Annotated in this window: 27 protein-coding genes; 7 read left to right on the forward strand and 20 right to left on the reverse strand. The window is 40.7% G+C overall.

Features of this window, described 5'->3' with window-relative positions:
• Positions 1-405: 405 nt before the first annotated feature.
• The 3 genes from ACMAZD_RS15385 to ACMAZD_RS15395 form a co-directional block, all read right to left on the reverse strand.
• Entirely contained in the window at positions 406-1,359 is a 954-nt protein-coding gene (locus ACMAZD_RS15385) for a Shedu immune nuclease family protein (protein WP_435247840.1), read from the reverse strand.
• Between the two features lie 36 nt (positions 1,360-1,395).
• Positions 1,396-1,656 (reverse strand): AbrB/MazE/SpoVT family DNA-binding domain-containing protein, encoded by a 261-nt coding sequence (locus ACMAZD_RS15390; protein ID WP_435247841.1) that lies wholly within the window; start codon positions 1,654-1,656, stop codon positions 1,396-1,398.
• Between the two features lie 100 nt (positions 1,657-1,756).
• On the reverse strand, positions 1,757-2,011 hold the full coding sequence (locus tag ACMAZD_RS15395) for a helix-turn-helix domain-containing protein (RefSeq protein ID WP_435247842.1): 255 nt from the start codon (positions 2,009-2,011) through the stop codon (positions 1,757-1,759).
• Positions 2,012-2,093: 82 nt separating this feature from the next.
• On the opposite strand from ACMAZD_RS15395, the gene ACMAZD_RS15400 reads away from it, so the two are divergent.
• Positions 2,094-2,621 (forward strand): hypothetical protein, encoded by a 528-nt coding sequence (locus ACMAZD_RS15400; protein WP_435247843.1) that lies wholly within the window; start codon positions 2,094-2,096, stop codon positions 2,619-2,621.
• Positions 2,622-2,721: 100 nt separating this feature from the next.
• On the opposite strand, the gene ACMAZD_RS15405 is transcribed toward ACMAZD_RS15400, so the two are convergent.
• The 3 genes from ACMAZD_RS15405 to ACMAZD_RS15415 form a co-directional block, all read right to left on the reverse strand.
• Positions 2,722-5,808, reverse strand: coding sequence for a type I restriction endonuclease subunit R (locus tag ACMAZD_RS15405; RefSeq protein WP_435247844.1), 3,087 nt, complete (start codon positions 5,806-5,808; stop codon positions 2,722-2,724).
• Positions 5,809-5,890: 82 nt separating this feature from the next.
• Positions 5,891-7,117, reverse strand: coding sequence for a restriction endonuclease subunit S (locus tag ACMAZD_RS15410; RefSeq protein WP_435247845.1), 1,227 nt, complete (start codon positions 7,115-7,117; stop codon positions 5,891-5,893).
• Positions 7,107-8,654: an N-6 DNA methylase gene (locus ACMAZD_RS15415; RefSeq protein ID WP_435247846.1), complete on the reverse strand. Its 1,548-nt coding sequence runs from the start codon at positions 8,652-8,654 to the stop codon at positions 7,107-7,109. The genes ACMAZD_RS15410 and ACMAZD_RS15415 overlap by 11 nt, the downstream gene beginning before the upstream one ends.
• Before the next feature lie 118 nt (positions 8,655-8,772).
• Between ACMAZD_RS15415 and ACMAZD_RS15420 the strand changes: the two genes are divergently transcribed.
• Complete coding sequence (locus ACMAZD_RS15420; protein ID WP_435247847.1) at positions 8,773-8,946, forward strand: hypothetical protein; 174 nt, start codon at positions 8,773-8,775, stop codon at positions 8,944-8,946.
• A 125-nt stretch (positions 8,947-9,071) separates the two neighbouring features.
• Here the strand turns inward: ACMAZD_RS15420 and ACMAZD_RS15425 are convergent, their stop codons facing one another.
• The 5 genes from ACMAZD_RS15425 to rraB form a co-directional block, all read right to left on the reverse strand.
• A complete protein-coding gene (locus tag ACMAZD_RS15425; RefSeq protein ID WP_435247848.1) occupies positions 9,072-9,524 on the reverse strand; it encodes a hypothetical protein in 453 nt (150 codons plus the stop codon).
• Between the two features lie 98 nt (positions 9,525-9,622).
• Positions 9,623-11,611 (reverse strand): hypothetical protein, encoded by a 1,989-nt coding sequence (locus ACMAZD_RS15430; RefSeq protein ID WP_435247849.1) that lies wholly within the window; start codon positions 11,609-11,611, stop codon positions 9,623-9,625.
• 2 nt (positions 11,612-11,613) lie between these two features.
• A complete protein-coding gene (locus ACMAZD_RS15435) occupies positions 11,614-13,461 on the reverse strand; it encodes a hypothetical protein (RefSeq protein WP_435247850.1) in 1,848 nt (615 codons plus the stop codon).
• The gene (locus ACMAZD_RS15440) at positions 13,458-15,086 is read right to left on the reverse strand and encodes a tyrosine-type recombinase/integrase (protein ID WP_435247851.1); all 1,629 of its coding nucleotides are present in this window, start codon (positions 15,084-15,086) and stop codon (positions 13,458-13,460) included. Before ACMAZD_RS15440 ends, ACMAZD_RS15435 begins: the two co-directional genes overlap by 4 nt.
• A gap of 135 nt (positions 15,087-15,221) precedes the next feature.
• Positions 15,222-15,638, reverse strand: a complete 417-nt coding sequence (gene rraB / locus ACMAZD_RS15445; RefSeq protein ID WP_435247852.1) for a ribonuclease E inhibitor RraB — start codon at positions 15,636-15,638, stop codon at positions 15,222-15,224.
• Positions 15,639-16,215: 577 nt separating this feature from the next.
• Between rraB and arcA the strand changes: the two genes are divergently transcribed.
• The 5 genes from arcA (at position 16,216) to ACMAZD_RS15470 (ending at position 20,812) form a co-directional block, all read left to right on the forward strand.
• Complete coding sequence (gene arcA / locus ACMAZD_RS15450; RefSeq protein ID WP_009847726.1) at positions 16,216-17,436, forward strand: arginine deiminase; 1,221 nt, start codon at positions 16,216-16,218, stop codon at positions 17,434-17,436.
• Between the two features lie 156 nt (positions 17,437-17,592).
• On the forward strand, positions 17,593-18,594 hold the full coding sequence (locus ACMAZD_RS15455; protein WP_435247853.1) for an ornithine carbamoyltransferase: 1,002 nt from the start codon (positions 17,593-17,595) through the stop codon (positions 18,592-18,594).
• A gap of 289 nt (positions 18,595-18,883) precedes the next feature.
• On the forward strand, positions 18,884-19,813 hold the full coding sequence (pyrB, locus tag ACMAZD_RS15460; protein ID WP_009847728.1) for an aspartate carbamoyltransferase: 930 nt from the start codon (positions 18,884-18,886) through the stop codon (positions 19,811-19,813).
• Positions 19,814-19,825: 12 nt separating this feature from the next.
• Positions 19,826-20,287 (forward strand): aspartate carbamoyltransferase regulatory subunit, encoded by a 462-nt coding sequence (gene pyrI, locus ACMAZD_RS15465; RefSeq protein ID WP_435247854.1) that lies wholly within the window; start codon positions 19,826-19,828, stop codon positions 20,285-20,287.
• A 135-nt stretch (positions 20,288-20,422) separates the two neighbouring features.
• Positions 20,423-20,812 carry a RidA family protein gene (locus ACMAZD_RS15470; RefSeq protein ID WP_004735319.1) on the forward strand — a complete coding sequence of 130 codons (390 nt, stop codon included), beginning with the start codon at positions 20,423-20,425 and terminating at the stop codon, positions 20,810-20,812.
• 124 nt (positions 20,813-20,936) lie between these two features.
• Here ACMAZD_RS15470 and ACMAZD_RS15475 read toward each other — a convergent pair whose 3' ends face one another.
• The 9 genes from ACMAZD_RS15475 to tnpA all read right to left on the reverse strand — a co-directional run bounded on the left by ACMAZD_RS15475 (position 20,937) and on the right by tnpA (position 26,953).
• The gene (locus tag ACMAZD_RS15475; protein ID WP_435247855.1) at positions 20,937-21,662 is read right to left on the reverse strand and encodes a 1-acylglycerol-3-phosphate O-acyltransferase; all 726 of its coding nucleotides are present in this window, start codon (positions 21,660-21,662) and stop codon (positions 20,937-20,939) included.
• Positions 21,663-21,812: 150 nt separating this feature from the next.
• Positions 21,813-23,078, reverse strand: a complete 1,266-nt coding sequence (gene murA, locus ACMAZD_RS15480) for a UDP-N-acetylglucosamine 1-carboxyvinyltransferase (protein ID WP_435247856.1) — start codon at positions 23,076-23,078, stop codon at positions 21,813-21,815.
• Positions 23,079-23,086: 8 nt separating this feature from the next.
• Positions 23,087-23,341 carry a BolA family iron metabolism protein IbaG gene (gene ibaG / locus ACMAZD_RS15485; RefSeq protein WP_017058924.1) on the reverse strand — a complete coding sequence of 85 codons (255 nt, stop codon included), beginning with the start codon at positions 23,339-23,341 and terminating at the stop codon, positions 23,087-23,089.
• Positions 23,342-23,354: 13 nt separating this feature from the next.
• Positions 23,355-23,663 (reverse strand): STAS domain-containing protein, encoded by a 309-nt coding sequence (locus ACMAZD_RS15490; protein ID WP_435247857.1) that lies wholly within the window; start codon positions 23,661-23,663, stop codon positions 23,355-23,357.
• The gene (locus ACMAZD_RS15495; protein WP_435249391.1) at positions 23,663-24,265 is read right to left on the reverse strand and encodes an ABC transporter substrate-binding protein; all 603 of its coding nucleotides are present in this window, start codon (positions 24,263-24,265) and stop codon (positions 23,663-23,665) included. Before ACMAZD_RS15495 ends, ACMAZD_RS15490 begins: the two co-directional genes overlap by 1 nt.
• Positions 24,266-24,326: 61 nt before the next feature.
• Positions 24,327-24,818, reverse strand: coding sequence for an outer membrane lipid asymmetry maintenance protein MlaD (gene mlaD, locus ACMAZD_RS15500; protein WP_435247858.1), 492 nt, complete (start codon positions 24,816-24,818; stop codon positions 24,327-24,329).
• A 2-nt stretch (positions 24,819-24,820) separates the two neighbouring features.
• Positions 24,821-25,600: a lipid asymmetry maintenance ABC transporter permease subunit MlaE gene (gene mlaE / locus ACMAZD_RS15505; protein ID WP_435247859.1), complete on the reverse strand. Its 780-nt coding sequence runs from the start codon at positions 25,598-25,600 to the stop codon at positions 24,821-24,823.
• Position 25,601: 1 nt separating this feature from the next.
• Entirely contained in the window at positions 25,602-26,396 is a 795-nt protein-coding gene (gene mlaF, locus ACMAZD_RS15510) for a phospholipid ABC transporter ATP-binding protein MlaF (RefSeq protein ID WP_435247860.1), read from the reverse strand.
• Between the two features lie 128 nt (positions 26,397-26,524).
• Entirely contained in the window at positions 26,525-26,953 is a 429-nt protein-coding gene (tnpA, locus tag ACMAZD_RS15515; RefSeq protein WP_140150538.1) for an IS200/IS605 family transposase, read from the reverse strand.
• Positions 26,954-26,971 lie beyond the last annotated feature (18 nt).

Consider the following 26,971-nt stretch of genomic DNA (forward strand, 5'->3'; position numbering starts at 1 on the left):
CAAAAAAACTAAAGAAATGTGAGAATAACAAGCTATAAATTCACACATTTTATATAGAACTTCTATGGTCGAAAAGTGGTTAAGAATTTTACTTTACATAGTAAAAACTGCTTTGTAACCAACGCCTCTTTCTAGTTATCTATTCCATTATTTAGATAAACAAGCTCAAGCGCTTCGGCTTATTCGTCTGATGAACAGCCAGTAAATTTGAGTGTCTACTTAATTTTAGTCACATCTTATCACTGTATAGGTCAAGCTGTAGTAGGGGAACCATGTATCACTAGAGCTGCTCACAATGCGATACCACTAAACCAGATCACATAATTTATTATAAGAAACAACTACCCACTTATTCAATATTCAGACTTAAGCGCTGTATGCACAGCCGCTAATCCTTATCTTTTATCAGTTTTGCCCTAGTATACGTTTAGCCCTTTCTAACACATGATCAAAAGTCATAATGGTTAAGTTATGATAACTTGAGTTTAAGATTCTAAATGCTTCTTGTTGTTCAACATTCCACTCATTCGAACGACCATAAATTAATGTGCATCTTGGCTTGATTGTAGTCACACCACCAACCCTCTTAAAGAACTTTTGACTATCTGCTTCTCTCTCTACTTCATGGATATATGTAGACGATTGGGTAATAGCTTTAATCAAATCAGAGTGCGGAATATAATTGCCATGATCTAATGTTGACTGCCAAAATTTCAACCCACCTTCAGGACGTTTAATTTCAACAATATCAAGAAAGCCATCGTAACTTTGCATTAAAAAGTCAGATATATTGGCAGTATCAATAGTACGTTCATCAAGTACCTTTACAAAATCTGTACCTAACACCCATGAGTTTTCTTCAAACCATGCTTGCCAATTATTCTCTGTAAGATCTAGCTCTAACATCGCATTGAATTGATCTATCGCTCGTGAACGTTTAGCATGAACTAAACCTATTTCTAAATCACTTGGGATAACTTCATTATCAATGAGAAAGTTAAGCATTCTTTCTCGATCATTGAGATTCAATAGTTGCTTAACTTGATGAGCAACACTCTGATCATATGGATTATCGAGTGGTATAAATGCTTTTGTTCCATTTTTGAATGGTTCATAGTTTTCTTGGATAAAACTAATTAGGTTAACAAATTCATCACCTGTTAAAGTCAACTCACTTTTAGGCTTATCAAGTTCTGCAACCTCACTTTCAAACCATTCTTTGGGCTTAAGGTAACGACCAATTTTCAGATGTACTTCATCATCACGTGTATTATGCGGAACCTTCCACATACCAGCACGTGTAATTACTGTTTTTTTATCTTTTAATACTGTGAATTTTTGACCGTTAACTTTTGCCACTGAACTCTCCAACTTACTACACTGCTGATAAATACGTTAGATCCCCTCGCGCCCTGCTCTTGACTTAGTTTGCCATGCTTGTAATTCGGGGTCATCACGTTGCGACTCAAAATCCGTATTAGCCATTAAGTCTTTGATGTCAAAATTTGGTTTTTTATCCAATGCCTTAACAAAGACCCCATCCTCTTTGCGGATTAGCGTGACTTTAGAACCTGGTTTCAGTTGCATCTCTGCTAAGAATTCGTCAGGAATAACAATTCCTGTCGAACTTTCAATTTTTATGAGAATTGTTTCCATATCAATCTCCATTAACAGCAAGGTACGCATTGTACAATTGTATTAAATACTTCAACCCACTTTCAAGTTCGTATGCAATCGTAGAGCCTAAGGCTCGTATTTACTGTTCAGACTCTTCTTGTATTAACTCAAAGATCTCATCGTCATTCGGTAACAAGTCTTGTACAGAACACTCCAAAACGTAAGCGCACAAGTAAACTTTTTCTAACGTTACGTTACTCTCACCTCGTTCTAACATTCCTACATAGTTCTTACTTAAACCACATAATTTTGCGAGATCACCTTGCAGCCATCCCTTTTCTTTTCTTTTATCGGCAACTTTAATGCCGAAGCAGATCGCTATTTCTTTTTTCATTTTAATCTCAAAACCAAATATATTTGGTTTTACTCTAAAAAACAATTATACTTGGTCTGGTTGTTAGTTTTGGAGTTATCGTATGCAAGATTCATTTGAAGAAACAATGTTAATGGCACTATGTACCAAGATGCCTCAGGTCTTCTATTTGAATGATCTCGTTAAAAAAATTGAAAAAGATTATCAGGGAAATTTACCTCAACGTTCTATCAAGCGATTGGTCGAACGCTTATTAGAGTCATATGAATCTGAAGATCAGCCAATCATTCAATCACTCGGCATTAAACCAGCCGCTGGCGCTGTTTACAGAAAGCTCTATACTGAAAATGAGAAAGGCGAACTCATTAAGAGTTATCCAATATTGCCAGACTATTTTGAGATCGAGCACATCAAAGAAGTACGCAATAGCATAGATGAAAAACTAGACTCGCTCGAAAATCAAATTCACGCATATCAAAGATTGAGTTATAGCTTCCCTAAAACTGAAGATTGGTCTGATGCAAAGTTAAGCCGACTTCTAAAACAAAAAGCATTTCTCACTGAAGATCTTGATGTCATTGACGAACTTCTAGCAGAAACACAGCATCTAGAAAACGAGTGTGATTCGTAGAAATCACACTTTTAATCTTTCATCTCAACTCATGATTACAAGAGTTTGTCATAGTATAGAATAGAAATTGTTTCGATATTCTATGTAGCTACTCTTAAAGTTAAGGATTCACTAGCTCAGCTTGCTCTAACACAAGTTCAACTGCATCGGCTTGCTCATCTGGCGGGTAGCCTGTACGTTTAAGTATCTGTTTGATTTTGAGGCGCATCTTAGCTCGCAAATTTTTGCGCTTTGCCCAGTCTGGCTGAGCGCTTTTACGAATTTCCTCGGCAAGCCTACGAGCGATAGTCAAGATGTCTTCTTGCTTCATAGCTTCACGAGCAGAATCGTTAGCAACTAAAGCATCGAAGAATGCTAATTCCTCTTTGGTTAGATCTAATTCTTCCCCACGATCTGCTGACTCTCTCAATTCTTTTGCAAGTTTGATCAGCTCTTCGATTACCACGCTAGTTTCTACTGAGCGATTACGGTACTTATCAAGTGAATTGCGTAACATCTCTGAGAAGGTCTTGTAAGCTACAGCGTTCTTAACAGTACGAGTTTTGATTTCATCTTGAATGAGCTTTTTAAGCATTTCTACTGCTAAACTCTTGTGCTCACTCTTCTCAACTTCAGCTAAGAACTCATCGTCAAGAATGCTAATGTTTGGCTTATTCAACCCTGCTGAATCAAATACATCTACGATATCACCCGAAACAATTGTCTCAGAAACCACTTGCCTTAGTGCCGTTTGAACCTTTTCATCAGACATACGCTGTTTTGAAGTCGTAGACTTTTTAATAGCAGCACGCAGAGTCTCGAAGAAAGCAATCTCTTCTTTAATTTCCTTAGCCTCATCCATGCTTGAACACAGACTGAAAGCCTTGGATAGAGATAAAGCTGCTTTATCAAAGCGCTTTTTGCCATCCTCTAAGTTAAGAATGTGGTTCATTGCGCCAGCAAGCAGTCCAAGCGTATTCGTCTTGAAATCGCGGTAATCAAAGCCATGCATGATCCCACGACAAACATCTAGTTTTGTCTTAGTCACTGCCATAGCTTCGCTTAGGTCGATGGTTGGAGAACCATTACCACTTGCTGTGTAGTTTGCGATAGCATTGCGTAGCTCAGGCGCAATACCTAGATAATCAACAATTAGACCACCTTCTTTGTCTCGGAACACACGGTTAACACGAGCAATTGCCTGCATTAAGTTATGTCCTTTCAGCGGTTTGTCGATATACATGGTATTTAAACAAGGAGCATCAAAACCCGTTAGCCACATATCACAAACGATGACCAACTTAAGCTCATCATTAGGGTTCTTAACTCGCTTAGCAATTTTCTTCTGAATAGGCTTCTTGTGAATGTGTTTCTGGTATTTCTCAGGATCGTCAGAAGTCCCTGTCATGATCACTTTCATGCAACCCTTTTCAGGATCGTCATCAGCCCATTCAGGTTTTAGCTCAGCAATTTTATCGTAAACCTGAACGCAGGCTTCACGACTGATGCAAACCATCATCGCCTTAGATAGAGACGTTTCTTCACGATCAGCAAAGTGATTGAGCATATCTTTCACAAGGCGTTCAACACGGTCTTCCGCACAGATAAGCGCTTCTAAAGCTGCATTACGAGACTTAGTTTTAGCTTGATCATCTTCATCATATTCAGACACCAGATCATCAACTTTTTGGTCAACGTCTTCTTCTGTGGTGTTTTTATCCATATCTAGCTTGATAAGACGACTCTCATAATAGAGTGGTTTTGTTGCTCCATCCTTCTGAGCCTGTTCAATATCATATACAGAGACATCTTCACCAAATACGATACGAGTATCTTTGTCTTCCATCTCGATAGGTGTACCAGTAAAACCAATGAAGCCAGCATTAGGTAGCGAGTCTCTCAGGTGTTGAGCGTAACCATACTTCATTTCGCTCGTCTTCTTGTCTACACGAGCTTTTAAGCCATATTGAGTACGATGGGCTTCATCTGCCGCTACAACGATATTATGACGTTCTGTGAGTGGTTTACAGCGAGTCTCGCCTTTCGGTGGTGAGAACTTTTGCATTGTTGTAAAGATAATGCCGCCAGATTGACGATTATTGAGTAGGTCAATCAAATCGTCTCTATCTTTGGCTTGTACTGGCGTGTCATTTAAAAGCTCAGCATTTTCCGAGAATGTTTCGAACAACTGCTCATCTAAGTCATTACGGTCAGTAACAACGACAATCGTTGGATTATTCATTGAAGGAGAAGCCATCAGCTTCGCACTGTAGAACGTCATCGACAGAGACTTACCAGAGCCTTGCGTGTGCCAGTACACGCCACAGCGTTGATCACCATCGTGCCTTGTCGCTCGAATAGTGCTTTCTACCGCAGCACGAACACCGTGGAATTGGTGATAACCAGCGATTTTCTTAACCACCTTTTCGACATCAACTTCATACGAAATGTAGTATTGAAGGTAATCAAGCAATAGCTCTTGATTAAAGAACCCACGCACCATGACTTCTAGGGCTAACGTATCTTCTGTATCATCACGAGAGCCATCAATGGTTCTCCAAGGTGTAAAGCGGTCACGGTCAGCAGTTAAAGAGCCAATATAAGCTTCAGTACCGTCTGAGATAATGAGCGACTCATTGAAGATGAAGAGATCTTTAATAGCACTCTTGTAGGTTTGTACTTGGTTGTACGCTCGCCACACATCAGCTTTTGTATCGGCAGGATTTTTAAGCTCTAGAACCGATATTGGTAAGCCATTCAGGAAAACGACAATATCAGGTCTACGATTGTCCACTTCGCCATTTGTCACACCGTTGACTGAGAACTGACGGATTGCTAACCAGTCGTTATCTTCATTCTCAAAATCAACGAGCATGACTCTATCACCGACAGGCTGACCATCTTCATCTTCGTAATCGACTTGAATGCCTTCGATTAATTGACGGTGAAAAATATGGTTAGCACGCTCGGTAGACGGTACGGTGGTAAGTAAGATGTCTATAGCTGTGTCAATACAAGCTTCAGGAAGGTGTCCATTGATATCAATAAGAGCCTGACGCAAACGAGGTTTAAGCACGACATCCGATAGCGATTCTCGCTCTGGTGTACCACCTGTAGGCTCTAGTTCGCTACCGTTGATGGTTTGGTAGCCTATTTGGTTAAACCAGACCATACAATGGTCTTCTAGCATTTCTTCAGTTATTTTCATTGTTATATCTATTCTTTGTTATTATTTTTATTGTTCTAAATAGTAATAAGCCTAGCCCTCTGACGAGAGCTAGGTCTTCTAGTTATACCGCTTCTGCAAGCTCCTGTTGAGCCTCACTTACAGAAATTTGACCTGAGATCAATTTTGGGAGTAATCGGTCACGAATGCCAACTAAGGTTTTATTCTGTCGAGCGTTTGTTTCGCTCTTTTCAAGTAAAGGGGTTATTAGCTCATTGTATGCATTGGCGATTTCGTTTCCGCTGAATGCAAAAGAGTAAGTGTCAAAGGTATTAGTAGTAATTGTGTCAAAAACAGCACCATGTACATTTTGCTTCAATGTCAAGATAGCTTGCTTGAGGTTGAAGTAATTAAAGTAATCTCCTACTTCCCTTCCTCTTACACCATAGCAAGATTGATTCATACACATGTCGGTTGCAACTAATGCAAGCTTACCGACAGTACCACGAGAAGTGATAATTGTAGTCCCACGGGGAAGTACTTTTGTCGAGGATTTCTGTAAACCAAGTTCTGTAATTTTTTCTTCTGTATCAATAACAAAAACTTCTCCACGTTCTGGAGCATCCTTCATTGAAAACCAAGGTATTTCACCATTCCAATATCTAGCCTCAGAACGCTTAGGCGTTCCACCGCCAGTCAGTTTTACTACTTTTGAAAGTAACGTTACTTCCCACCCCTTCGGAATCATCCCTAACTCTGAGCTTTCAAATTCACTTGGAAACAACGCTTGGATCTCAGGAGATAGCCCATCAAAAGGGATTCCTTCTTTATTCGCTTTAACAGGGTCAAAGTCGATGAACCACGACTTAAAGATCCGCTGGGCGATCTTTTCGAGGGTTTGGTTCATGGCTTGGTTGTTGGCGATTTTGTTATCAAATAACTCTAAAAACTGTCCAGTAGCAATTCTAGATTCTTGTGATTTCGGTATTGTCACATCAACAGATCTTAAGGTTGTCTGATTTAGCAATGGCTGTCCAGAACCTCCACGGTGCTTATTCAGGTTTAGGTGAATTAGGCAATGTTTCCAGAAATGACTTTCATCAGGATTTTTTGCATGACATGCAATAGCGTTATCTGAAACCCAACAGTTGTCATCTGAAAAATGTACGCTGCCACAATATGTACCTACACGGCCAATGACGATTGTTTTTCTTGGGTTGTTACTTTCTTGAGAAAAACCAATTTGTCCATTCGACCCAAAAACAGGCACACACCAGCTATCGTTTCGCTCTGGAGAAGTTTTGCCATTTTTGAATGTTAGATGCTCACCAAGGATGGTTTTATAGCTCATACCCAACCTCCGCAAGCGAAGCCTTGATTTTCTCATCAAGAGTCACTGACTTAGCAATTTGACCTGAAAGTTGCTCAGTAAGAATTGCCATATCTTCTTGATAAGAAGCTTCATCTTCCTCAACTTCAGCAGCGCCAACGTAACGACCTGGTGACAGAACAAACCCTGCTTTCTGAATATCTTCAAGTTTTGCTGACTTACAAAAGCCTGGAATATCAAAATATTTACTGTCTTTTTCAGCAAATTCAGTCTTCGCCCACGTATGGTACGCTTGTGAGATTTCCATGATGTGTTCATCATCAAAAACAAGTTGAGCACGAGTCTCTAAGCGACCTAGATGACGAGCATCGATGAATAGAGTTTCACCTTTACGCTTCTTGTCTTTGTTGTAGATGAAGAGACAGGAAGGGATTTGTGTATTGATGAATAGCTTTGGTGGCAGAGCTACCATACATTCAACTAGGTCATCCTCGATGATAGCTTTACGGATATCACCTTCAGTGTTTGCTGTTGAAGTCATCGCACCGTTCGCCATAACCACACCTGCACGACCTGTTTCTTTCAGGTGATACAGCATATGTTGCATCCAAGCATAGTTAGCGTTGCTGTCAGTCGGTGTACCCCATTTCCAACGTACATCATTGGCAACTTTGCTTGCGCCCCATTTTTCTTGGTTGAATGGTGGGTTAGCTAGGATGTAATCAGCGCGAACGTCTTTGTGTAAATCGTTTAGAAGTGTATCGGCATTTTCTTCACCAAGGTCGAAATCAAGACCACGAATAAGCAGGTTCATCGCTGCCATCTTCCAAGTCGTGTGTGTATATTCTTGACCGTAAACACTGATATCACCACGCTCACCACCATTGCGCTCCATGAACTTCTCAGACCATGCAACCATACCGCCAGAGCCGATAGCTGGCTCGTATAGAATACCTCGTGTTGGTGCAATGATTTCTACAAGCGTTTTAACAATAGATTCACTAGTAAAAAATGCGCCTGCATCAGAGCCTTCGGCAAGAGCAAACTTACCCAAAAAGAACTCATAAGCCATACCAAGAACATCAGCAGAACGGTGCTCAGCATTTTTGAAGCTAAGGGAGCTAAGTAGATCAACTAGCTCACCAAGCTTACTTGGTGGGATTTTCAAAAGACCAAAACCACGATAAAGCATGCCTTTTAATTCAGGGTTGTGCTCTTCAATCGCTTTTGATGCGTCATCTAGAACTTTTGCGTAATTAGTTTGTTTAGCGTTATCAACTAAGTATTCCCAACGAGCAATTTCAGGAACCCAAAAGATGTTCCCAGCTTCGTATAAATCACGGTCTTCCAAGTCCATCTCGAAAAACTCATGGTCTTCATCTTTTACCCATTCTTGAGCGTCTTCACGGAATTCCACAAAGGAGTCGCTAACATACTTAAAGAATAGAAGAGCAAGCACAGGGTGCTTGTACTCGGAGGGCTGCAATGCACCACGTAACGCTACGGCTGATTCCCACAACGTGTCAAAAAACTCTTTGTCACCAACGTTTTTAACCATTTTTTAGTTCTCATCATAATCTGGTTTTAATTACCAAACATCTTATCTGAAATTGATTGAAATGTCCAGTTATGTTATGTAACATAACAACCATAATAATATTTAGAATCAGTATATTATGAAGAAAATGAAAGGCGAGTCAGGACGTATCGTTTTAGAAATAGACCCTAAGATCAAGAAGAAGCTTTATACCAAAGTAAACAAGAATGGGTTAACGATGAAAGATTGGTTTTTAGCCAAGGCTGAGCAAGATTTTCCAGAGTTATTTCAAAGTGCAAAAAAGGAGGTGTAAGACATCAAAGATATTACTCCTGTAATGAGATGTAGACTCCCCAAATTTAGAATAAAAAACAGCCTCCTTTGAGGCTAGTTTTTATTTGATAAGGCTTCATAATAGATATGCCACTTCCTGTGTTGTCACTTCTTACGATGACCTGACACTTCATAAACTCGTTCACCAAATTCTTCTTGTAGTTCGTATACACGAAACATTAGAGACTTATTTAGCCCTTCAAGGATTTTATTTTGCTCTTTTAGATCATCACGCTCATTGGCATATTTTTTTTTGAGATTTTTTTCTCGACTTAGCTCTTTCTTTAACTTATCAACATCACTCATATCTTCTGGGTTCGAGGCTTCTTGGCTAACTAGTGAAGGTGCATCTAACTCTTTGTTGTACTTTTCGATTGCAGGATTTGCGACATCATTAATAAATGGCTTGAATTTATGGATATAGCTATGCCCCAAACCAGCTTCTTGATTTATTTTATTTAATGATAGACGGCCTGTTGCCTTAACTCTTTCAGGCTTTCCCTTGACTAATCGATCCAATGCATCTTGTAATTGCATTACTGCTTTTGGGTTATTCAAAATCACTCCCCCCTATTTAACTGCCAAATGCGCTTAACATATTCAATTGTCTGTGGACACTATCTGCTGCAACCACAGGAACATTTATCGCTCTAGGTTTAACTAAAGATGATTTCATCTTTAAACGATACATAAGGAATTTCGTGCTTCTTCAGAGTCAACTCTTCTGATTGGATTTTCTGTTTTAGCCCAGTCAAAATAGAACTCTTCAGCTTATCGCCAGTATTCATAGCTTTAAACTTTGTAATCAAGCGCTCTCGTTGCTTAGCCACTTTTTTTGCACCTTTATCAGTAACAACCTTGTGCGCACACTCTTTAATCTCAGCTCTAAACGGCTGACTGCCACAAACTCGGTCACACGATACATTAGTACAATAAGCTCCATTTGGAAGCTGAATGATATTAAAATCTCCTGTACGAATATGTTCCTCGATTTCAGCACGAGTCATGATGATACCTTCACCATCATCGAGCATTTTTAATCGGTCTTGCTTTATCTCTTCGCCTTTACTACCACTCAAGTTTTTACTCTCATTATAGATCTCATAATATTGATCCACGCCTAGATCAATTCCAGCGTCCTTGAGTTCAACAATCAATTCACTATCCATTACAATATCATTCATTTGCGCAAGAACAGCATTGTTGGCGTAGTAGCCAGACATGTTGATATTCTGGTGTTTAAATTGGAATTTAATCCCAGAAGCAGTACCAAATCCGTAACGAACAAAAAATACAGCAAATGTCCTTCTAAGGTCGTGAGAACTCAACTTATTGTATGTCCCTCCAACCTTGAGTTGACCTTCTCTTGTTGGGTTCAATAAATTAAACTCTTCCACATCCTCATAAGTTACTTTGTAATCTAGTTTTTTAATAAAACTTTTGAGGTGTTTGTCAGGCATGTACAAATAATTATCAGAATTTTGGTAAGATGAATTCGTCATTAAGAAAGCAGATGCTAATTGTCTTCTCATATGGTTAACCATCCCTGCACTTTCGCCTTGCCTTTCTTTTTCATCAATGCTCTCACCATAGAGTATGCGAGTTGACTCCATCATGTCATAAGCAAGCTCTAATGCCGTTTGTGCTACAGGGTGCGATTGCCATGTGACGATCTTAGGTATTCCATCATTACCCTTAGTTGTTTCTCCTTGCAGCAAGACTATCAGGTTATCATTTAATATTTTTGACTTAGCACTGTGTTTGTTGAAGCTCAAAGCCTCTCCAAACCTTGTTCCAGAAAACCCCATTACCACCACAAAACAGCTAGTTAAGATCTCCGTTAACGTTGTAGAACGAAAGCTAACTTTAAAGTCAGGAATGTCATGAGAAATATTCTGTATTGCATATCTAATTCTCTGTTCAACAGATTCATTTTTCATGCATAGTTTTCTACCAGATCCCTTGCCTTCGACAATTACTTTTTCCCCACTTTTAATCCTTTTGCGCAAATCATAAGCCTCACCCATAGCTTGTGAAATTTCGTGGCGATATTTATGATATTTTTCCACGACCTTAAGTGCATGGCTTAACATAGTCTGATACAGCTTATTAGGGATAGCTGTGTGTTGCTTGGCACTTCCTGGAGCTGCACATTTCCTCAAATCTTCAGTATCTAGATATGAATCAAGTACCCCAAGAGAAGTGAGTCGATTTATCGCTGTAACAATATGACCAATAAAGTTGAGTTTTTTATTTTTCAACCTTCGAGTAAACGCATTCCACTTCCTAGCTGTATTCAAATCATTCCATTTTGTACCACCTAAGGAGTCAGCTATGATCTGCAAAGCACTCTTCATTGCATTGATCTGAGTAACTGACATGGGCAAGGTCTCTGTTTGCTTTGAATCATGGTAAAACTTATACAATACGTCTTGTATTTCTTTTACATACTCAGCTTGAGTTGATCTGAATGAAACCTTCAGACTAGCGTTAAGACCCACGATGTGTGATGTCGAAAAGTCCCACTCATCAACATAGTAAGGCTTGTCGGCTAGCTCAAAGTCATCCAACCCTTCAATTAAGAACGCTGTCTTCGACTTTTGATACAAATTTATCGAGGCTACTTTTTTATGTGTACTTTGCATATCTAAAATACCTCTAACAAATCAACTAAGCTGTAAGCATCGCTATAAAGTGGATGGGGCGCGTTTTTTGACTTTTCTAATGCGTTAGCATAGTTGTTTGGAGAAACCTCTTTAAAACGCTTTAAAACAGCTTCTACTGTATTGCACAGTTTGTAATACTTCTCTGTAGGGAGGCTATTTATTGCTGGATAATCTTTCATCTCTTTCAAAGTGTCGCTAAAGGACAGCATCAACCAAATATCTTCTATTTCAGCAACCAGTCGATGATACGTACACTCAAAACAGCTCAAAAAGTCGGTACACGTTATTTCATTTGGTTGCTTAACACCTTCTTTTTCTAAATTTTTCTTGATAGTGTTAGCTGCTCCTTGGGATGAATCCATACAACGAGATCCTATCGGTGTTTGCTTATCATTCTCTTTATCTTCTCTACGTAACCTTTTATAGTCATAATCACTTAAAACGTTGCTAAAATTAAATTTAGCTTCCTTTGCTGCATTATGAATATCCACACCATTTTTCGCAAAGTTATACATAGCCTCTTGAGATGCAGCCAAGCTATGTCTATGGTCGCTTTCATTCCCATGAGAGTAATGGGCAGAAATGACACTAATTGAGTTATTAGCAGACATAGATACAACCCAGAGATCCTCTGTAACCTTCATTAAGGTATCTATTTTAGTCTGCCTTGAAATTGACGCTGTTATGTGAGCAAGCCCTAGTGATTTAGTAAGTTTATTTACTGGTTCTTGAGGAGACCTTCCAGCATCAATATAACTTATTGCATTTCCCGACTCCGTGAAATATGGAAAAAGCCAATCACTTCCAGAGTCTTTTTGAAGTTTTGTTGAAATTGCTAACCACTGATGAAAAAACTCTTGAACTTTCGTATGGAACCCAAGCGTAGTATCAAAGCTTAAATAATTAGCTCTTGCTTTATCCATGTCAAAATACACCTTGCCATTCGACTTAGCTGTGAACCTTATGTCACCAAATCGCATTTTGAGTATTGGAGATGTATTTTGACCTGTAAAACAGAAAGTTAGCATTATAGCCAATCGAGTAAATTGATTAAAAACAGCATTAGAACCGTATTTATTGACTACAGATTGAACAAAAGCTCGCTTTTTATGCGCTGTACTCCTTGCACTCCAACCTTCCAGCTCTGCCGTTTGAGCAAATAATTTTTCAGTATTTTTATTCCAAAATGGATGTACGTCTGGCAAAGTTCCTTCATTAATGTGCTGCCTAAATTCTTTAAATGCAGATAAAAACAGCTTGATTAAGGGTCTCAACTCATCTTTAACATCGATACCTTTATATGAATTAGTACTTCGTTTTATGCCTTTTATCGATGGCAGTCTCTTTGCTTCAAGCTCACGACTTTTAGCCTTAAGAAAAAAACTCATCATGTTTTTTGCCGAAGACCAAGTTGCTTTTGACTCATCACCTCGATTCACTTTTTCTTGATGATGAGTCATATAAGACTTGCATAAATCAGGATGAAAGAAGTCTTGTTCAATCGGCTTTAAGTTATTTTCATCAAGCCAACGAACATATATTTTCAGCTCGTCAAAATAACCTTTTTTAGTTCTATTAAAGTCTGGCTTAAGGATTCGATATACTTCTCTGACAAAACTCTCCCTCCCCATAGGAATGTAGTCAGTTCCCTTCTTCATTCTGTTGTTACCACTTGAATAACTTGGTACATACTTAAAGTTAAGCTGTTCAACATAGCTTGTAAGCGCATTTACTTTCAGAACCAAAGCCCCCAAGCTAAGTGGTTCAATAGAAGCTATTTTTTCTTCATAAAAATCATCATCAATAACAGCAGGCTTTCTTCGGCTCATGATGACGGCTCCTCAAATGCCTGTGTCTTTAAATCAGTCTGTAGTGGTAAATCATCCAATACTCCTTCTTCCTCCATTTCTTGGAACACACCAAGATAGTCTAATATATCCTCCCAGATCTCATCTCCCGTGGGTTCACCTTCAGCTATTTTCAAATAGAGTAATGTAGTGGCAATATCTTCATGACCAAGAAATTCTGATACCATTGCTAAAGCCTTTTCAGAATCAACTCCTCTCTTTAATAAGGCTCGAAATGTAGATACTGCAAATGTAGAACGCAGATTGTGAACTACTGCATCAATCTCATTTAAGAGGTTAATGCTCGCTGTTTTTCTTACCTCATTCCACCTAGTGTTAATTTCTGATAACTTTCTAAAAAATGGAATACCAGTATTGCTAATAAACAAATATCGTTTATTTTCATCGACACCATCTACCCCGTCAAAGTATGCTTCATTACCTGAATTTCTTTCTAATTTGCATCTTTCTTTGAACTTATCTAAGCGATGTTTATAACGCTCACTTTGACTATAGTTATACAAGTCAAGCATTAAGGAACTTGGGATAATTGTTTGTCTATTTTTATTGTGGTATCCGCCCTTGGGATCTTTGGTCAATGAGCCATACTGATTTCCTACACCAAGCCTTAGCATAGGTTTTGCCATATTCGGGGGGATAATTTGATTTAAGTGTAAGCTTGCACCTTCCTCTTTTCTAAGTCCTGTATAACGGTAAATACGGAATAAAAGGCAATATTCATCAGGTAAACTCACCCATTTATCGTCACCTTTTACATTTTTAATTACTTTCTTGAGCGTAGTTAAAATTTTATTTATTTCTAACCATTCCGCATTGGTTAGTGGTTTTAAATCTCTCCTTGAGGTAGGTAAACTACCTCCATTATTTTTCCTTGATTTCGAAAACTTCAACCGAAGATCAGTCGTTTGGATAGCTTTCGTTTTATGTGACCTCATATCAGTCCCACTATTATCAATAGAGATTAAGACCTCCTCATATTCGAATGGAGAATTATTAAATCTCATACCAAGTTTAAGATGATATTTATAAAAATTAACCACTTCACGCATGTAAGCAGTAGCTGTTGTCTTTGCTAGACCAGTTCCATCAATTGCCCCTCTTTCAATAGATTTGTGATACATATAAGTAATGCGCTGATTTTTTCTAACACCAAACTTATTCCAAGCAGGTCTAGGGGGATCTATATATGAATCATGAGAGTCATTATCATACCTTCGATCCCATGCAGCCTGAGCAGCCAAGACAAATGAAAAATAATGAGTTAGAGCTTTAGAGGATTGCTTAGACTCTTCTTTTTCGTCTAAAACATGCTTTGAAAGGATATATTGATTTGCGCAGTCCAAAGGTTCATAGGAAGTTAACTTACCTTTATTTATAACGAGGGATTCTCCACTTTTCCCTCGCTTTTCAACCTTTTCGTAACCGACAAGATTTAAGAAGACAATCTCCTTAATATGAACGTGAGCATCTTTGTCTTTGGAGTAAACCACTTGTGGTTCTCCATTCTTATCGATAGAAACTAATGGCTTCTTATATGTGAAATCTTTAAGCGCTTCAGTCTTAATCTCATAAATTACCTCAGACATATAAACTCACCAATTCATTCCGTTGCATACACTCAATGTATCACACATTCTCACATTGACAATGTGTAGGGTTATATTTTATTTTTTTAGATATAAAAAAACCTTGCTCTTAGGCAAGGTTTCTCATGTTTTATCTTATTCAGAATCGTATGGTTCGTCATCGTCTTCAAAATCGTCAGGGTGTTCGTAGTAAGTGCCCCAACCGTCGTAGATAATGTCAAACTTCTCAGCAAGATTTACAAGCTTTTCAACTTGCTCATCAATCGCTTCTGCGTTCAGAGTACACTGCATCGTCGCATCACAACAAAGTAACTTGTTGCCATCTTCGTCTTCTGTCTCTTCAGCTTCAAGCACTTCAAAGCCCATTTTGAATGCTTCAACAACGGCTTTCTCAAGTACTGCGAAATCTTCAGCGAATAGGTGATGCTCGATATCGTATAGAGCTTCAGGATCGCTACCATCTTCGATTAGTGCTTCAATGATGTCGCGAGTCTCTCCTTTTTGAAATTCAATTAATTCCGCTACTGATAGATATTCATCTTCGTGAGACATGTGTCTGCTCCAGAGTGTTGACTATGAAAAGATCAAATTTGATTGCCACGAAATATGGCACGGATCGCCTAGAAAAGCCACCTAGATCAAGTGTAGAAGAGTAAGTTTATCGCTAGATAACAGAAGGGACATCAATTAAAAAGTGAAATCAAAATCACAGAAACAAATTTTCAACATATTATTAACCATCGTGTGTTTTAGCATTTCATCTTTATTGTTACTTTTAACCTTACACCCTAAAAATTGAGTGGATAGTCATATCAGATGCATACTGCCGATTACTCCACTGATGCATAAAACCTCACTTATAAGGAAGTAACTGCATAAATTTTGAATGAAAAATCACGTTCACCAAGCAAAGTGGATTATCTAATCACTGAAATTGGAGCATAGAACCGCAAAAAGTTTGTTCCAGAACTTACCCTTTTGATTGAATTTTAATATCACAAAACCAAATTAAATCAGCATTTAAAACCAAAAATATCAAAATAACATAACCTTTACACAAGTATCAAAACTTGCATATTACGAATAAGCTTGTCATAAATAGACGCTGGATTAATAGTAAGGATGCAAAATGAGTAAGCTGTACGTTGGCTCCGAAGTCGGTCAATTAAGACGAGTTCTCCTAAATAGGCCTGAAAGGGCACTCACCCACCTCACCCCTTCTAACTGTCACGAACTACTCTTTGATGATGTACTTGCAGTAGAAGCAGCAGGTGAAGAACACGATGCCTTTGCGACAACACTTCGTAACCAAGACGTTGAAGTGTTATTACTGCATGACCTACTGGTTGAAACGCTTGCTGTGGCTCAAGCTCGTGAGTGGCTGCTTAATACTCAAATCTCTGATTTCCGTTACGGCCCTACATTCGCACGTGATTTAAGAGAATACCTTGCTCAGATGGACAATGAGCACTTGGCTACGATCCTACTTGGTGGTTTAGCCTACTCTGAGCTTCCTATTAAATCTTCTTCAATGCTACCGAAGATGCACCGCCCACTTGATTTCGTTATTGAGCCGCTGCCTAACCATCTATTTACCCGCGATACTTCTTGCTGGGTTTATGGAGGCGTCTCTCTTAACCCTATGATGATGCCTGCTCGCCAACGAGAAACTAACCACTTGCGAGCAATATACCGCTGGCACCCTGTATTCGCAGGCCAAGATTTCATTAAGTATTTCGGTGATGAAGATCTTCACTACGACAATGCGAATATTGAAGGTGGCGATGTACTGGTTATCGGTAAAGGCGCCGTTCTTATCGGTATTTCAGAGCGTACTAAACCACAAGGTGTTGAAAACCTAGCGGCTAGTTTATTCAAATCAGGTCAAGCTAAAGAAGTGATTGCGATTGATTTACCGAAGCATCGCTCTTGTATGCACCTGGATACAGTCATGACGCACATGGATATCGACACATTCTCAGTCTATCCAGAGATCGTTCGCAAAGACCTAGATACTTGGCGCTTAACGCCGAAAGAAAATGGCGAAATGCGAGTAGAGAAAGCTGAAAACTACCTAACAGCGATTGAAGGCGCGCTGGATCTCGATCAACTTAAGATCATCACAACTGGTGGGGATAACTACGAAGCTGAACGTGAACAGTGGAATGACGCTAACAACGTACTGACGGTGAAACCGGGTACGGTTATCGGTTATGAACGTAATGTTTACACCAATGAGAAATACGACAAAGCAGGCATCGAAGTTCTGACAATTCCAGGCAATGAACTGGGGCGCGGTCGTGGTGGCGCTCGTTGTATGAGCTGCCCTATCGAAAGAGACGGTATCTAAGCTACAAAACTCAATAAAGCGAACACACTAACTTATCTAGGCCAGTACTATTGTACTGGCCTTTTTTATTAAATAAATAAAATAAATATTCACAAATATAGCATTTTTATGTTTAAATAAATTCTTCATTGATTCTATATACCCAAGGAGTGAGAGATGGCCTTTAATCTTCGCAATCGTAACTTTCTAAAACTTCTCGACTTTACTCCTAAAGAGATTCAGTTTTTACTCGACCTGTCTTCCGATCTAAAAAAAGCAAAGTATGCAGGTACAGAGCAGAAGAAGCTCAATGGTAAAAACATCGCTTTGATCTTTGAAAAAGCATCAACTCGAACACGTTGTGCTTTTGAGGTAGCCGCCTTTGATCAAGGTGCTCAAGTCTCTTACCTCGGTCCTTCTGGCTCTCAGATTGGTCAGAAAGAATCAATGAAAGATACCGCGCGTGTATTAGGTCGTATGTACGATGGTATTGAATATCGTGGTTTTGGCCAGAGTATTGTCGAAGATCTTGGCGCTTATGCGGGTGTACCGGTTTGGAATGGTCTAACCGATGAGTTCCACCCTACTCAGATCTTGGCTGATTTCCTGACTATGATCGAACATAGTCGCGGTAAACATCTGCATCAAATCAGTTTTGCTTACCTAGGAGATGCACGTAACAACATGGGTAACTCTCTGTTAGTGGGTGCAACTAAAATGGGTATGGATATTCGCCTTGTCGCACCTAAAACGTTCTGGCCAGAAGAACAGCTTGTCGAAGATTGCCAAGCTATTGCACAAAGTACTGGTGCAAAAATTACCCTGACAGAAGACGTTGCCAAAGGCGTGAAAGGCTGTGATTTCCTTTACACCGATGTTTGGGTTTCTATGGGTGAAGCGCCAGAAGCTTGGGACGAACGTGTGGCTGTAATGAAACCTTACCAAGTGAATATGGATGTCATAAAGCTTACAGGGAACCCTCAAGTGAAGTTCATGCATTGCCTGCCGGCTTTCCACAATAATGAAACCGTAATCGGCCAACAAGTCGCAGACAAATATGGAATGAACGGTTTGGAAGTCACTGACGAAGTGTTTGAGTCAGACTACTCGATTGTGTTCGATGAAGCAGAGAATCGCATGCATACCATCAAAGCGGTCATGGTCGCGACACTTGGCTAATAGAGAATAATGAAAGTAAACAAAGCTTGATGTAATCGCTTGCGCTCACAAATTGAAAGCGTATAATTCTCGGCAATTTGTCTTAGAGTAGTGAAAATGACGCCAAGCAATGTTGTGATAAAACATAATGATATTGTGAAAACACACAATAAAATGGTGAAAACACCAAATATTGCTCGCAAGCTAGCATGCTTGCCAGGCCGTCTATTCTGCTTTTTAGCACTTTTTTAAAGCCTCCCATTATGGGGGGCTTTTTTATGGCCAATACATTATTGTGGGGAAGAAGATCATGGCGAATTCGCTCTATCAAAAGCACATCATCTCAATTCCAGAGCTTTCTCGTGAAGAGCTAGAATTAATTGTTCAAACGGCAGGTCAACTTAAAGCTGAACCAAACCCAGAACTCATCAAGAACAAAGTTGTTGCAAGCTGCTTCTTCGAACCTTCAACACGTACTCGTCTCTCTTTTGAAACGGCTATTCAACGCATAGGTGGTGATGTGATTGGTTTCGACAGCGGTGGTAACACGTCACTGGCGAAGAAAGGCGAAACCCTAGCGGATTCAGTACAGGTTATCTCTTCATACGTTGATGCTTACGTAATGCGTCACCCTCAAGAAGGTGCAGCGCGTCTGGCTTCTGAGTTTTCTAACGGTGTACCTGTTATTAACGCGGGCGACGGCGCAAACCAACACCCAACACAAACGCTATTAGACCTGTTCTCTATTGCCGAAACTCAAGGCCGTTTAGACAACCTTAACGTTGCATTCGTTGGTGATCTTAAGTACGGCCGTACGGTTCACTCGCTGACTCAAGCACTCGCGAAGTTCGACAACATCTGTTTCTACTTCGTTGCTCCAGAAGCACTGGCGATGCCTGACTATATTTGTGAAGAGCTGGATGAAGCGGGTATCAAGTACCAACTACTGACAGACATGGAAGATGTGATTCCTGAGCTGGATGTTCTGTACATGACTCGAGTTCAGAAAGAACGTTTTGATGAATCGGAATACGCGCACATTAAATCAGCGTACATCCTGACTGCTCCTATGCTGGAAAATGCACGCGATAACCTAAAGGTTCTGCATCCTCTGCCTCGCGTTGACGAAATTACAATTGATGTCGATAAAACGCCTTACGCTTACTACTTCCAGCAAGCTGAGAACGGTGTTTACGCACGTGAAGCATTGCTAGCCCTTGTTCTTAACGAAACGCTGTAGAGGAGAGATATCATGTCTAAAGAGACTCAATTAAAAGTTGAAGCAATCAAAAACGGAACGGTTATCGACCACATCCCAGCCAACATCGGGATCAAGGTACTCAAGCTGTTCGACATGCATAACTCGAATCAGCGAGTGACGATAGGCCTAAACCTACCGTCCTCTGCACTAGGTGGAAAAGACCTACTCAAGATTGAGAATGTGTTCGTCACCGAAGAACAAGCGAGCAAGCTGGCTCTTTACGCACCTCACGCAACGGTAAACCAAATCGAAGATTACGAAGTGGTTAAGAAGCTAGCCTTGGAACTTCCTGAGCAAATCAACGATGTGTTCGAGTGTCCAAACACCAACTGCATTACTCACAACGAGCCCGTTGAAAGCAGCTTTAAGATCTTTGAAAAAAATGAAGATATTCGATTGAAGTGTAAGTACTGCGAAAAAGTATTCTCTCGTGAGATCGTGACAGAAAGATAACGTCATACGGCAACGCCGATCGAACGCAAAAACTATTCAATACCTCGCCTGTGCGGGGTATTTTGCTCTTTACCTATCCTAAGTTTGAAGGCACACTGAAAATCGCTTTTTATCTAATAACTGACGGAATAACCAATGACTAAAGTACTTCACACAGAATCTGCTCCAGCTGCAATCGGCCCATATGTACAAGGTGTTGACCTTGGCAACATGGTTCTGACTTCTGGTCAAATCCCAGTAAACCCAGCAACTGGTGAAGTATCTGCTGATATCGCAGAGCAAGCTCGCCAATCTTTAGACAACGTTCAAGCGGTTGTTGAAGCTTCTGGCCTTACTGTAAAAGACATCGTAAAACTAACGGTATTCGTTAAAGACCTAAATGACTTCGGTACAGTAAATGAAGTTTACGGTAAATTCTTTGATGAGCACGGTGTTGCAAACTACCCTGCACGTTCATGTGTTGAAGTAGCGCGTCTGCCAAAAGATGTAGGTATCGAGATCGAAGCTATTGCGGTTCGCAAATAGGTTTTAATATCTAGAATAAAAGGTTTATCGTAAACAAGTTAGCATAATGCTGAGCGTTTATCAGATACAAAAAAGGTTGCCCAATTAGCAACCTTTTTTATGGTTCATCGTTTTGCTTAGATGATTACTTCTTATTAAGCTCAACCACTTCTTTGTCTAACTCTTCAAGCTTCGCAGCCATCTGCTCACGAGCTAGGTTAGCCAGTTGACGAACATTAGACTTATCGTAATCTTCAGTGCTGATTGGTGGCAGCATTTCAACAATCACATAACCATTGTTCCAACGGTTCAGCTTAACGCCACCTGTTGAGCTACATACGATAGGAACAATAGGTAAACCCGCGCCAATTGCAGCATGGAAAGCACCAGTCTTAAATGGTAACAAGCCACGGCCACGAGAACGAGTGCCTTCAGGGAACATCCACACTGAAACATCACTCTCTTTAAGGCTAGTGACCACTTGGTCAATCGTACCTACCGCTTTGCTGCGGTTAGCTCGGTCGATTAGGATATTACCCGTCAGCCAATATAGCTGCCCAAAAAGAGGCATCCACGCTAGGCTTTTTTTACCAACCGTCACGACTTTAGGCGTTACCGCTGATGAAATCGTGAATAGATCCCAGCTATTTTGGTGGTTCGCAACGTAAACGTGTTGACCACGAGAGTAGGCATCTTCCGGGATGCGAAGCTCTAGTTTCATACCGAAGATCTTCGACATGCGACCGAAATAGCGGCCAAAGGTAAATACGTGCTTTGGATTACGTGGACTAAGTAGACAGTAACCACACCCAAATACAAACATAAGAATCGCAAATATCGCCAATGCGAAAATACGTAATATTGCTATCATTTTGTTCCTCACAACCGCCAAGTTGATTCCTCTATTCGCCCAAAATAGGCAACAGATTCACTGGCGGTAAATACAGCTATAAAAAAGCCGAAACCAAGGTTCCGACTTTTATGTTTTCATCTTACTGATTCATGAATCCACTAACCTGAGTTAGTTCGACTCACTAAACCGTGTAATGTTTGCGCCTAAGGCTGACAATTTATCTTCAATCTTATCGTAGCCACGATCAATGTGATAAATACGGTCAACAATGGTTTCACCTTGAGCAATACAGCCAGCAATAACAAGACTCGCAGATGCGCGAAGATCCGTTGCCATTACTTGAGCACCGCTCAATTTTTTCGTTTCACCACAAATAGCAGTGTTGCCTTCTATTTCCGCTTTTGCACCCATTCGCTGTAACTCAGGGATGTGCATAAAGCGGTTTTCAAAGATAGTCTCAGTGATAACACCACTGCCCTTCGCCATCATGTTAAGCAGAGTAAATTGTGCTTGCATGTCGGTTGGGAAACCTGGGTGAGGTGCTGTTACGATTTTCACTGCTTTCAGCTCACAATCTGTCATATCAAGGCTGATCCAGTCTTCGCCTGTTTCAACCTTCGCACCCGCTTCTTCAAGCTTCGCTAATGCAGCCTCAAGAAGATGAGCATTAGTATTGCGACAAACCACTTTACCACCAGAAACAGCAGCAGCAACCAAGAAAGTACCGGTTTCAATACGGTCAGCAACCACAGAGTGTTGGCCCCCATCAAGACGCTCAACGCCTTCGATAGTAATCGTGTCTGTACCTGCGCCAGAAATCTTAGCACCTAGTTTGTTTAGGAAATCAGCCGTATCAACAATCTCAGGCTCGCGCGCTGAGTTATCTAATACTGTTATTCCTTCAGCTAATGTTGCTGCACACATGATAGTAATCGTAGCTCCAACGCTTACTTTATCCATCACGATATGCGCGCCTTTCAGACGGCCATCAACACTTGCTTTTACATAACCATCTTCCAATTTAATAGTCGCACCTAGTTGCTCTAGGCCATGGATATGCAAATCAACAGGTCGAGCACCAATTGCACAACCACCAGGAAGTGACACTTGGCCTTCACCAAAACGAGCAACTAGAGGACCTAAAGCCCAGATAGAAGCACGCATTGTTTTCACTAAATCGTAAGGCGCACAAAATTCATTAATTTCGCTGCCATCAACATGAACACTACCGTTGCGTGATACTTTTGCACCTAAACGCTTAAGCAATTCCATCGTAGTATCGATGTCACGTAGGTGAGGAACATTACTCACTTCAACCGGCTCTTCAGCAAGGATTGATGCGAATAAAATAGGTAGCGCTGCATTTTTTGCGCCTGAGATCGTCACTTCACCGATTAACGGCTTATCCGATCCAATAACTCGAAACTTTTCCATCATAAACCTTAAAGAGACATCAGTTTCTTATCACGTTCCCACTCTTCTGGCGTGAAAGCCTTAATAGAAAGAGCATGGATGTCATTGCGTTGAATGTATTCCATTAGTGGGCCGTAGATTAGCTGCTGCTTCTTAACTCGATTCATGCCATCAAAACATGGATCAACGGCAACAACTTCGTAATGACTGCCTTCGCCCTTCACGAAAATCTCCTGAAGGTTCAGTGCTTCTGCTAATAATTCTTGTACTTTTGTGCTGTCCACAAATAGCTCCTGCCTAATTTTTTATGTGTTCTGCCATCATTGGCTGGATATTGCTCAATTGGAACAACGTTCGTAATTGTTCTGGCACGAAACTGAGCATTATATGACAGTTTTGATTTTTTGCATGCTCTAATAAGTGAATTAGCATCACCATTCCTGCTGAATCAACTCGATTTATATGGCTAAGGTCAATTTCAACGTCTGATTCCGTCGTTCGCCACTTTTCCAATATACGCCAGATTGCAGGGACACTGTCTCGATCGATATCACCGAGCAGCTGATACTCTTTAGAGCTTAGTGCTTGCCATTGAGAATGGCTCATTATTTGTTACTCTCGAAACGAATAGGTTGTGCAGCCAGCTTTTCTAGTTCGTCGGCAACTTGTAAGATGCCTTCTTGACGAATCTTAGTATTCCACTCTGACTGCTTGCTTGAAAGTAGGCTAATGCCTTCAGCAACCATATCAAATGCCTTCCACTCGCCCGAATTCTTGTCTTTGCGAAGCTTAAATTCAAGTTTAATGTTAGGTCGCGGCGAATCAATGATATCTACCTTAATACTAGTAATACGACTATCTGCTTTGATTTTTGGCTCAGGACCAAATTGAATCGTCTGATCCGAGTACTGAGTCAGTACTTGAGCATAAGAAGAAACCAAGTACTTACGGAATGCATCTATAAATACACGTACGTCTTTTCTGTCCGCCCCTTTCAGGTTAGGCCCTAACAACTTAAGTGCCGCATATTGCGCGTTCACATAAGGCATTAATTCTTCTTCTACAATAACCTTCAATAATTCAGGATCATTGTGGATGTTTTCTTGCTCGTTCTTCAGCCGTTCAAAAGACACTTCAGCGACTTGAGTCATCATCTGGTAAGGCTGAGTGCGATCAATCGATTCTTCGGCAAAGACTTGAGTTGCCATCAGCAAAGCAACCGCTGTTATAAACCATTTTTTCAATAGGCTATGAGTCTTCAGCATGAGACTACTCCTTAGCTTCGTTATCATCAGAACCGCCAACGCTATAAAGCACTTGGCCTATCAAATCTTCGAGCACTAATGCTGATTTGGTGTCTTCAATAGAGTCACCATCAACCATCGTCTCTTCATCGTCAAAAATGAAGCCAGGAACAAGACTGACGTATTGCTCACCAATTAAACCAGACGTTAAGATTTGAGCACTAGAGGTATCAGGAAATTGTGAGTACTTCGCATCAATAGATAGCTCAACCACTGGGAGATAGCTTTCCGTATCAAGCTGAATACTCTGAACTCGGCCAACAACTACGCCACCCACCTTAACCGGAGAGCGAACTTTTAGGCTACCAATATTGTCAAAAGTCGCTTTTAAGTTGTAAGTATGATTTGAACCGAGACCTTTTACGTCAGCGACTTGAAAGATCATGATTAAGATTGCGCAAATTCCGGCAATAACAAAGGTGCCGACCCATAATTCTAATTTTCGAGTTTGTTGCATGATTAATTCCCAAACATCAATGCGGTAAGAACAAAATCTAGCCCTAACACCGCTAGAGAAGAGTGCACTACAGTGCGTGTGGTTGCCTGACTAATACCTTCTGAGGTCGGTACTGCGTCGTAACCATTAAAAAGTGCGATCCAAGTTACCGTTATAGCAAAGACCATACATTTGATTGTGCTGTTGCCAATATCTCGCCCCAGCTCCACAGAAGATTGCATTGCAGACCAGAAACTACCGTGGTCAATACCTTTCCAATCAACACCCACTAACTGACCACCCCAGATACCTACAGCCATAAAGATCATAGCGAGCAATGGCATTGAGATAAGTCCAGCCCAAAGACGTGGTGCAATAATTCGTTTAAGAGGATCGACCGCCATCATTTCAAGGCTAGAGATTTGCTCCGTCGCCTTCATTAAGCCAATTTCCGCAGTCAATGCTGAACCAGCACGTCCGGCAAATAAAAGCGCTGTGACCACAGGGCCGAGTTCACGTAACAATGAGAGCGCAACCATTTGCCCAAGGTTACCCTCCGCGCCGTAATCAATTAATACGACATAACCTTGTAGGCTGAGTACCATGCCGATGAACAGACCCGAAACTAAAATGATAGCCAATGATTGAACGCCAACGCTATAAAGTTGCTTAACAAATAAAGGGAAGTTTTTTAGTCTCGGGATGCCAAACAAAGCGCCAAATAACATCAGGCTTGCTCGACCAAATGATTCACAGACCGCAAGTGTACGTCTGCCGACACCCGCAATAGTTTTCGCAATCATATTAAAACAAATCCTTTTCTAGACTCTTTGCCGGAAACCTAAATGGCACAGGGCCATCTGCATCACCTTGCAAAAATTGTTGTACTCTTGGATCACTATTGTTGTAAAGCTCGTCAGGCGATCCACTTGCTATGATTTTTCCATCAGCAAGCAGATAAACTAAATCAGCAATACTCATCACCTCTGGCACATCATGAGATACAACCATAGAAGTTAAACCCAAAGCCTGATTAAGGCTTCTTATTAGCTCAACAAGCACACCCATAGTAATAGGGTCTTGGCCAACAAACGGCTCATCGTACATGATAAGCTCAGGATCCAATGCGATAGCACGAGCCAGCGCAGCTCGTCTCGCCATCCCACCGGAGAGTTCACTTGGCATCAATTGAGCCGCACCACGCAACCCTACCGCTTCAAGTTTAAGCAAAACAACAGTTCGAATGAATGCCTCGTTAAGCTCAGTGTGTTCACGAAGGGGAAATGCCACGTTATCAAAGACGTTGAGATCCGTAAAAAGCGCCCCCGACTGGAAAAGCATGCTCATTTTTTTACGGGCTTGGTATAACTTACGGCGTGACAACGCTGGGATATTATCGCCATCAAACCACACTTCTCCAGCATCTGGAGGCAGTTGACCGCCAATCAATCGCAGTAAGGTGGTTTTACCAATCCCAGACGGTCCCATGATTGCAGTAATTTTGCCTTGAGGTACCTTTAAACTAATGTCATCAAAGATAACTCGCTCACCTCGAGAGAAGCTAAGGTTTTTAACCTTCACAAGCTCAGTATTCAACATGTTTTTGTTGTTTCCTTGCTTTTAAAAACGCCAATTATGGCTGCAATAATAATGAGTCTACTTTAGAATTAAAAGCACTGTTCGATTAATTACGTAGATACCCCCGTGCATGCACGGGGTACTTACTGTTACAACTCCATGCGGAGTTGACCAGAATCCTTTTCGCCCTGGTGTCTAACGTAATTCGCTATAACTTGTTCATTCACGCCTACGCTACTGACAAAGTAACCTGGCGACCACACAATGTTCTCTTTCCAGTAAACCTTACTTAGCCAACTGAACGTTTTTCGCATGTGGTGCGACGATTGGCTTTTTAGTTTACCCATGACGTCTGAAATACTGTATTTCGGTGGGATAAGCATCATCATATGCAGATGATCTTCATCAAAGCCTATCGTCTCAATCTCAACGCCAGGTAAACTTCGCAGTAACTTTGGCATAACCTTCCGTAGGTAGCTGCACATACCAGGATTCAGGATTTTCCGACGGTACTTAGTTACCCAAACTACGTGATACTTCGTGTAGTAGACACTATGGGATGAGGTGTAATATTGCATTTATCCATCGTACCGTCT

It is taken from the genome of Vibrio sp. nBUS_14, assembly GCF_051201655.1.
GTDB lineage: Bacteria > Pseudomonadota > Gammaproteobacteria > Enterobacterales > Vibrionaceae > Vibrio.

Excerpts from the sequence above, each read along its gene's own strand:
- ACMAZD_RS15455 (WP_435247853.1), top strand. The coding sequence starts at position 17,593 with ATGGCCTTTAATCTTCGCAATCGTAACTTTCTAAAACTTCTCGACTTT.
- ACMAZD_RS15420 (WP_435247847.1), top strand. The coding sequence starts at position 8,773 with ATGAAGAAAATGAAAGGCGAGTCAGGACGTATCGTTTTAGAAATAGAC.
- ACMAZD_RS15435 (WP_435247850.1), bottom strand. The coding sequence starts at position 13,461 with ATGAGCCGAAGAAAGCCTGCTGTTATTGATGATGATTTTTATGAAGAA.
- ACMAZD_RS15415 (WP_435247846.1), bottom strand. The coding sequence starts at position 8,654 with ATGGTTAAAAACGTTGGTGACAAAGAGTTTTTTGACACGTTGTGGGAA.
- ACMAZD_RS15495 (WP_435249391.1), bottom strand. The coding sequence starts at position 24,265 with ATGGCAACTCAAGTCTTTGCCGAAGAATCGATTGATCGCACTCAGCCT.
- ACMAZD_RS15440 (WP_435247851.1), bottom strand. The coding sequence starts at position 15,086 with ATGTCTGAGGTAATTTATGAGATTAAGACTGAAGCGCTTAAAGATTTC.
- tnpA (WP_140150538.1), bottom strand. The coding sequence starts at position 26,953 with ATGCAATATTACACCTCATCCCATAGTGTCTACTACACGAAGTATCAC.
- rraB (WP_435247852.1), bottom strand. The coding sequence starts at position 15,638 with ATGTCTCACGAAGATGAATATCTATCAGTAGCGGAATTAATTGAATTT.
- ACMAZD_RS15470 (WP_004735319.1), top strand. The coding sequence starts at position 20,423 with ATGACTAAAGTACTTCACACAGAATCTGCTCCAGCTGCAATCGGCCCA.
- ACMAZD_RS15405 (WP_435247844.1), bottom strand. The coding sequence starts at position 5,808 with ATGAAAATAACTGAAGAAATGCTAGAAGACCATTGTATGGTCTGGTTT.
- mlaD (WP_435247858.1), bottom strand. The coding sequence starts at position 24,818 with ATGCAACAAACTCGAAAATTAGAATTATGGGTCGGCACCTTTGTTATT.
- mlaF (WP_435247860.1), bottom strand. The coding sequence starts at position 26,396 with ATGTTGAATACTGAGCTTGTGAAGGTTAAAAACCTTAGCTTCTCTCGA.
- ACMAZD_RS15490 (WP_435247857.1), bottom strand. The coding sequence starts at position 23,663 with ATGAGCCATTCTCAATGGCAAGCACTAAGCTCTAAAGAGTATCAGCTG.
- mlaE (WP_435247859.1), bottom strand. The coding sequence starts at position 25,600 with ATGATTGCGAAAACTATTGCGGGTGTCGGCAGACGTACACTTGCGGTC.
- ACMAZD_RS15390 (WP_435247841.1), bottom strand. The coding sequence starts at position 1,656 with ATGGAAACAATTCTCATAAAAATTGAAAGTTCGACAGGAATTGTTATT.
- murA (WP_435247856.1), bottom strand. The coding sequence starts at position 23,078 with ATGGAAAAGTTTCGAGTTATTGGATCGGATAAGCCGTTAATCGGTGAA.
- pyrI (WP_435247854.1), top strand. The coding sequence starts at position 19,826 with ATGTCTAAAGAGACTCAATTAAAAGTTGAAGCAATCAAAAACGGAACG.
- ACMAZD_RS15475 (WP_435247855.1), bottom strand. The coding sequence starts at position 21,662 with ATGATAGCAATATTACGTATTTTCGCATTGGCGATATTTGCGATTCTT.
- ACMAZD_RS15410 (WP_435247845.1), bottom strand. The coding sequence starts at position 7,117 with ATGAGCTATAAAACCATCCTTGGTGAGCATCTAACATTCAAAAATGGC.
- ACMAZD_RS15400 (WP_435247843.1), top strand. The coding sequence starts at position 2,094 with ATGCAAGATTCATTTGAAGAAACAATGTTAATGGCACTATGTACCAAG.
- ACMAZD_RS15395 (WP_435247842.1), bottom strand. The coding sequence starts at position 2,011 with ATGAAAAAAGAAATAGCGATCTGCTTCGGCATTAAAGTTGCCGATAAA.
- pyrB (WP_009847728.1), top strand. The coding sequence starts at position 18,884 with ATGGCGAATTCGCTCTATCAAAAGCACATCATCTCAATTCCAGAGCTT.
- ACMAZD_RS15430 (WP_435247849.1), bottom strand. The coding sequence starts at position 11,611 with ATGCAAAGTACACATAAAAAAGTAGCCTCGATAAATTTGTATCAAAAG.
- arcA (WP_009847726.1), top strand. The coding sequence starts at position 16,216 with ATGAGTAAGCTGTACGTTGGCTCCGAAGTCGGTCAATTAAGACGAGTT.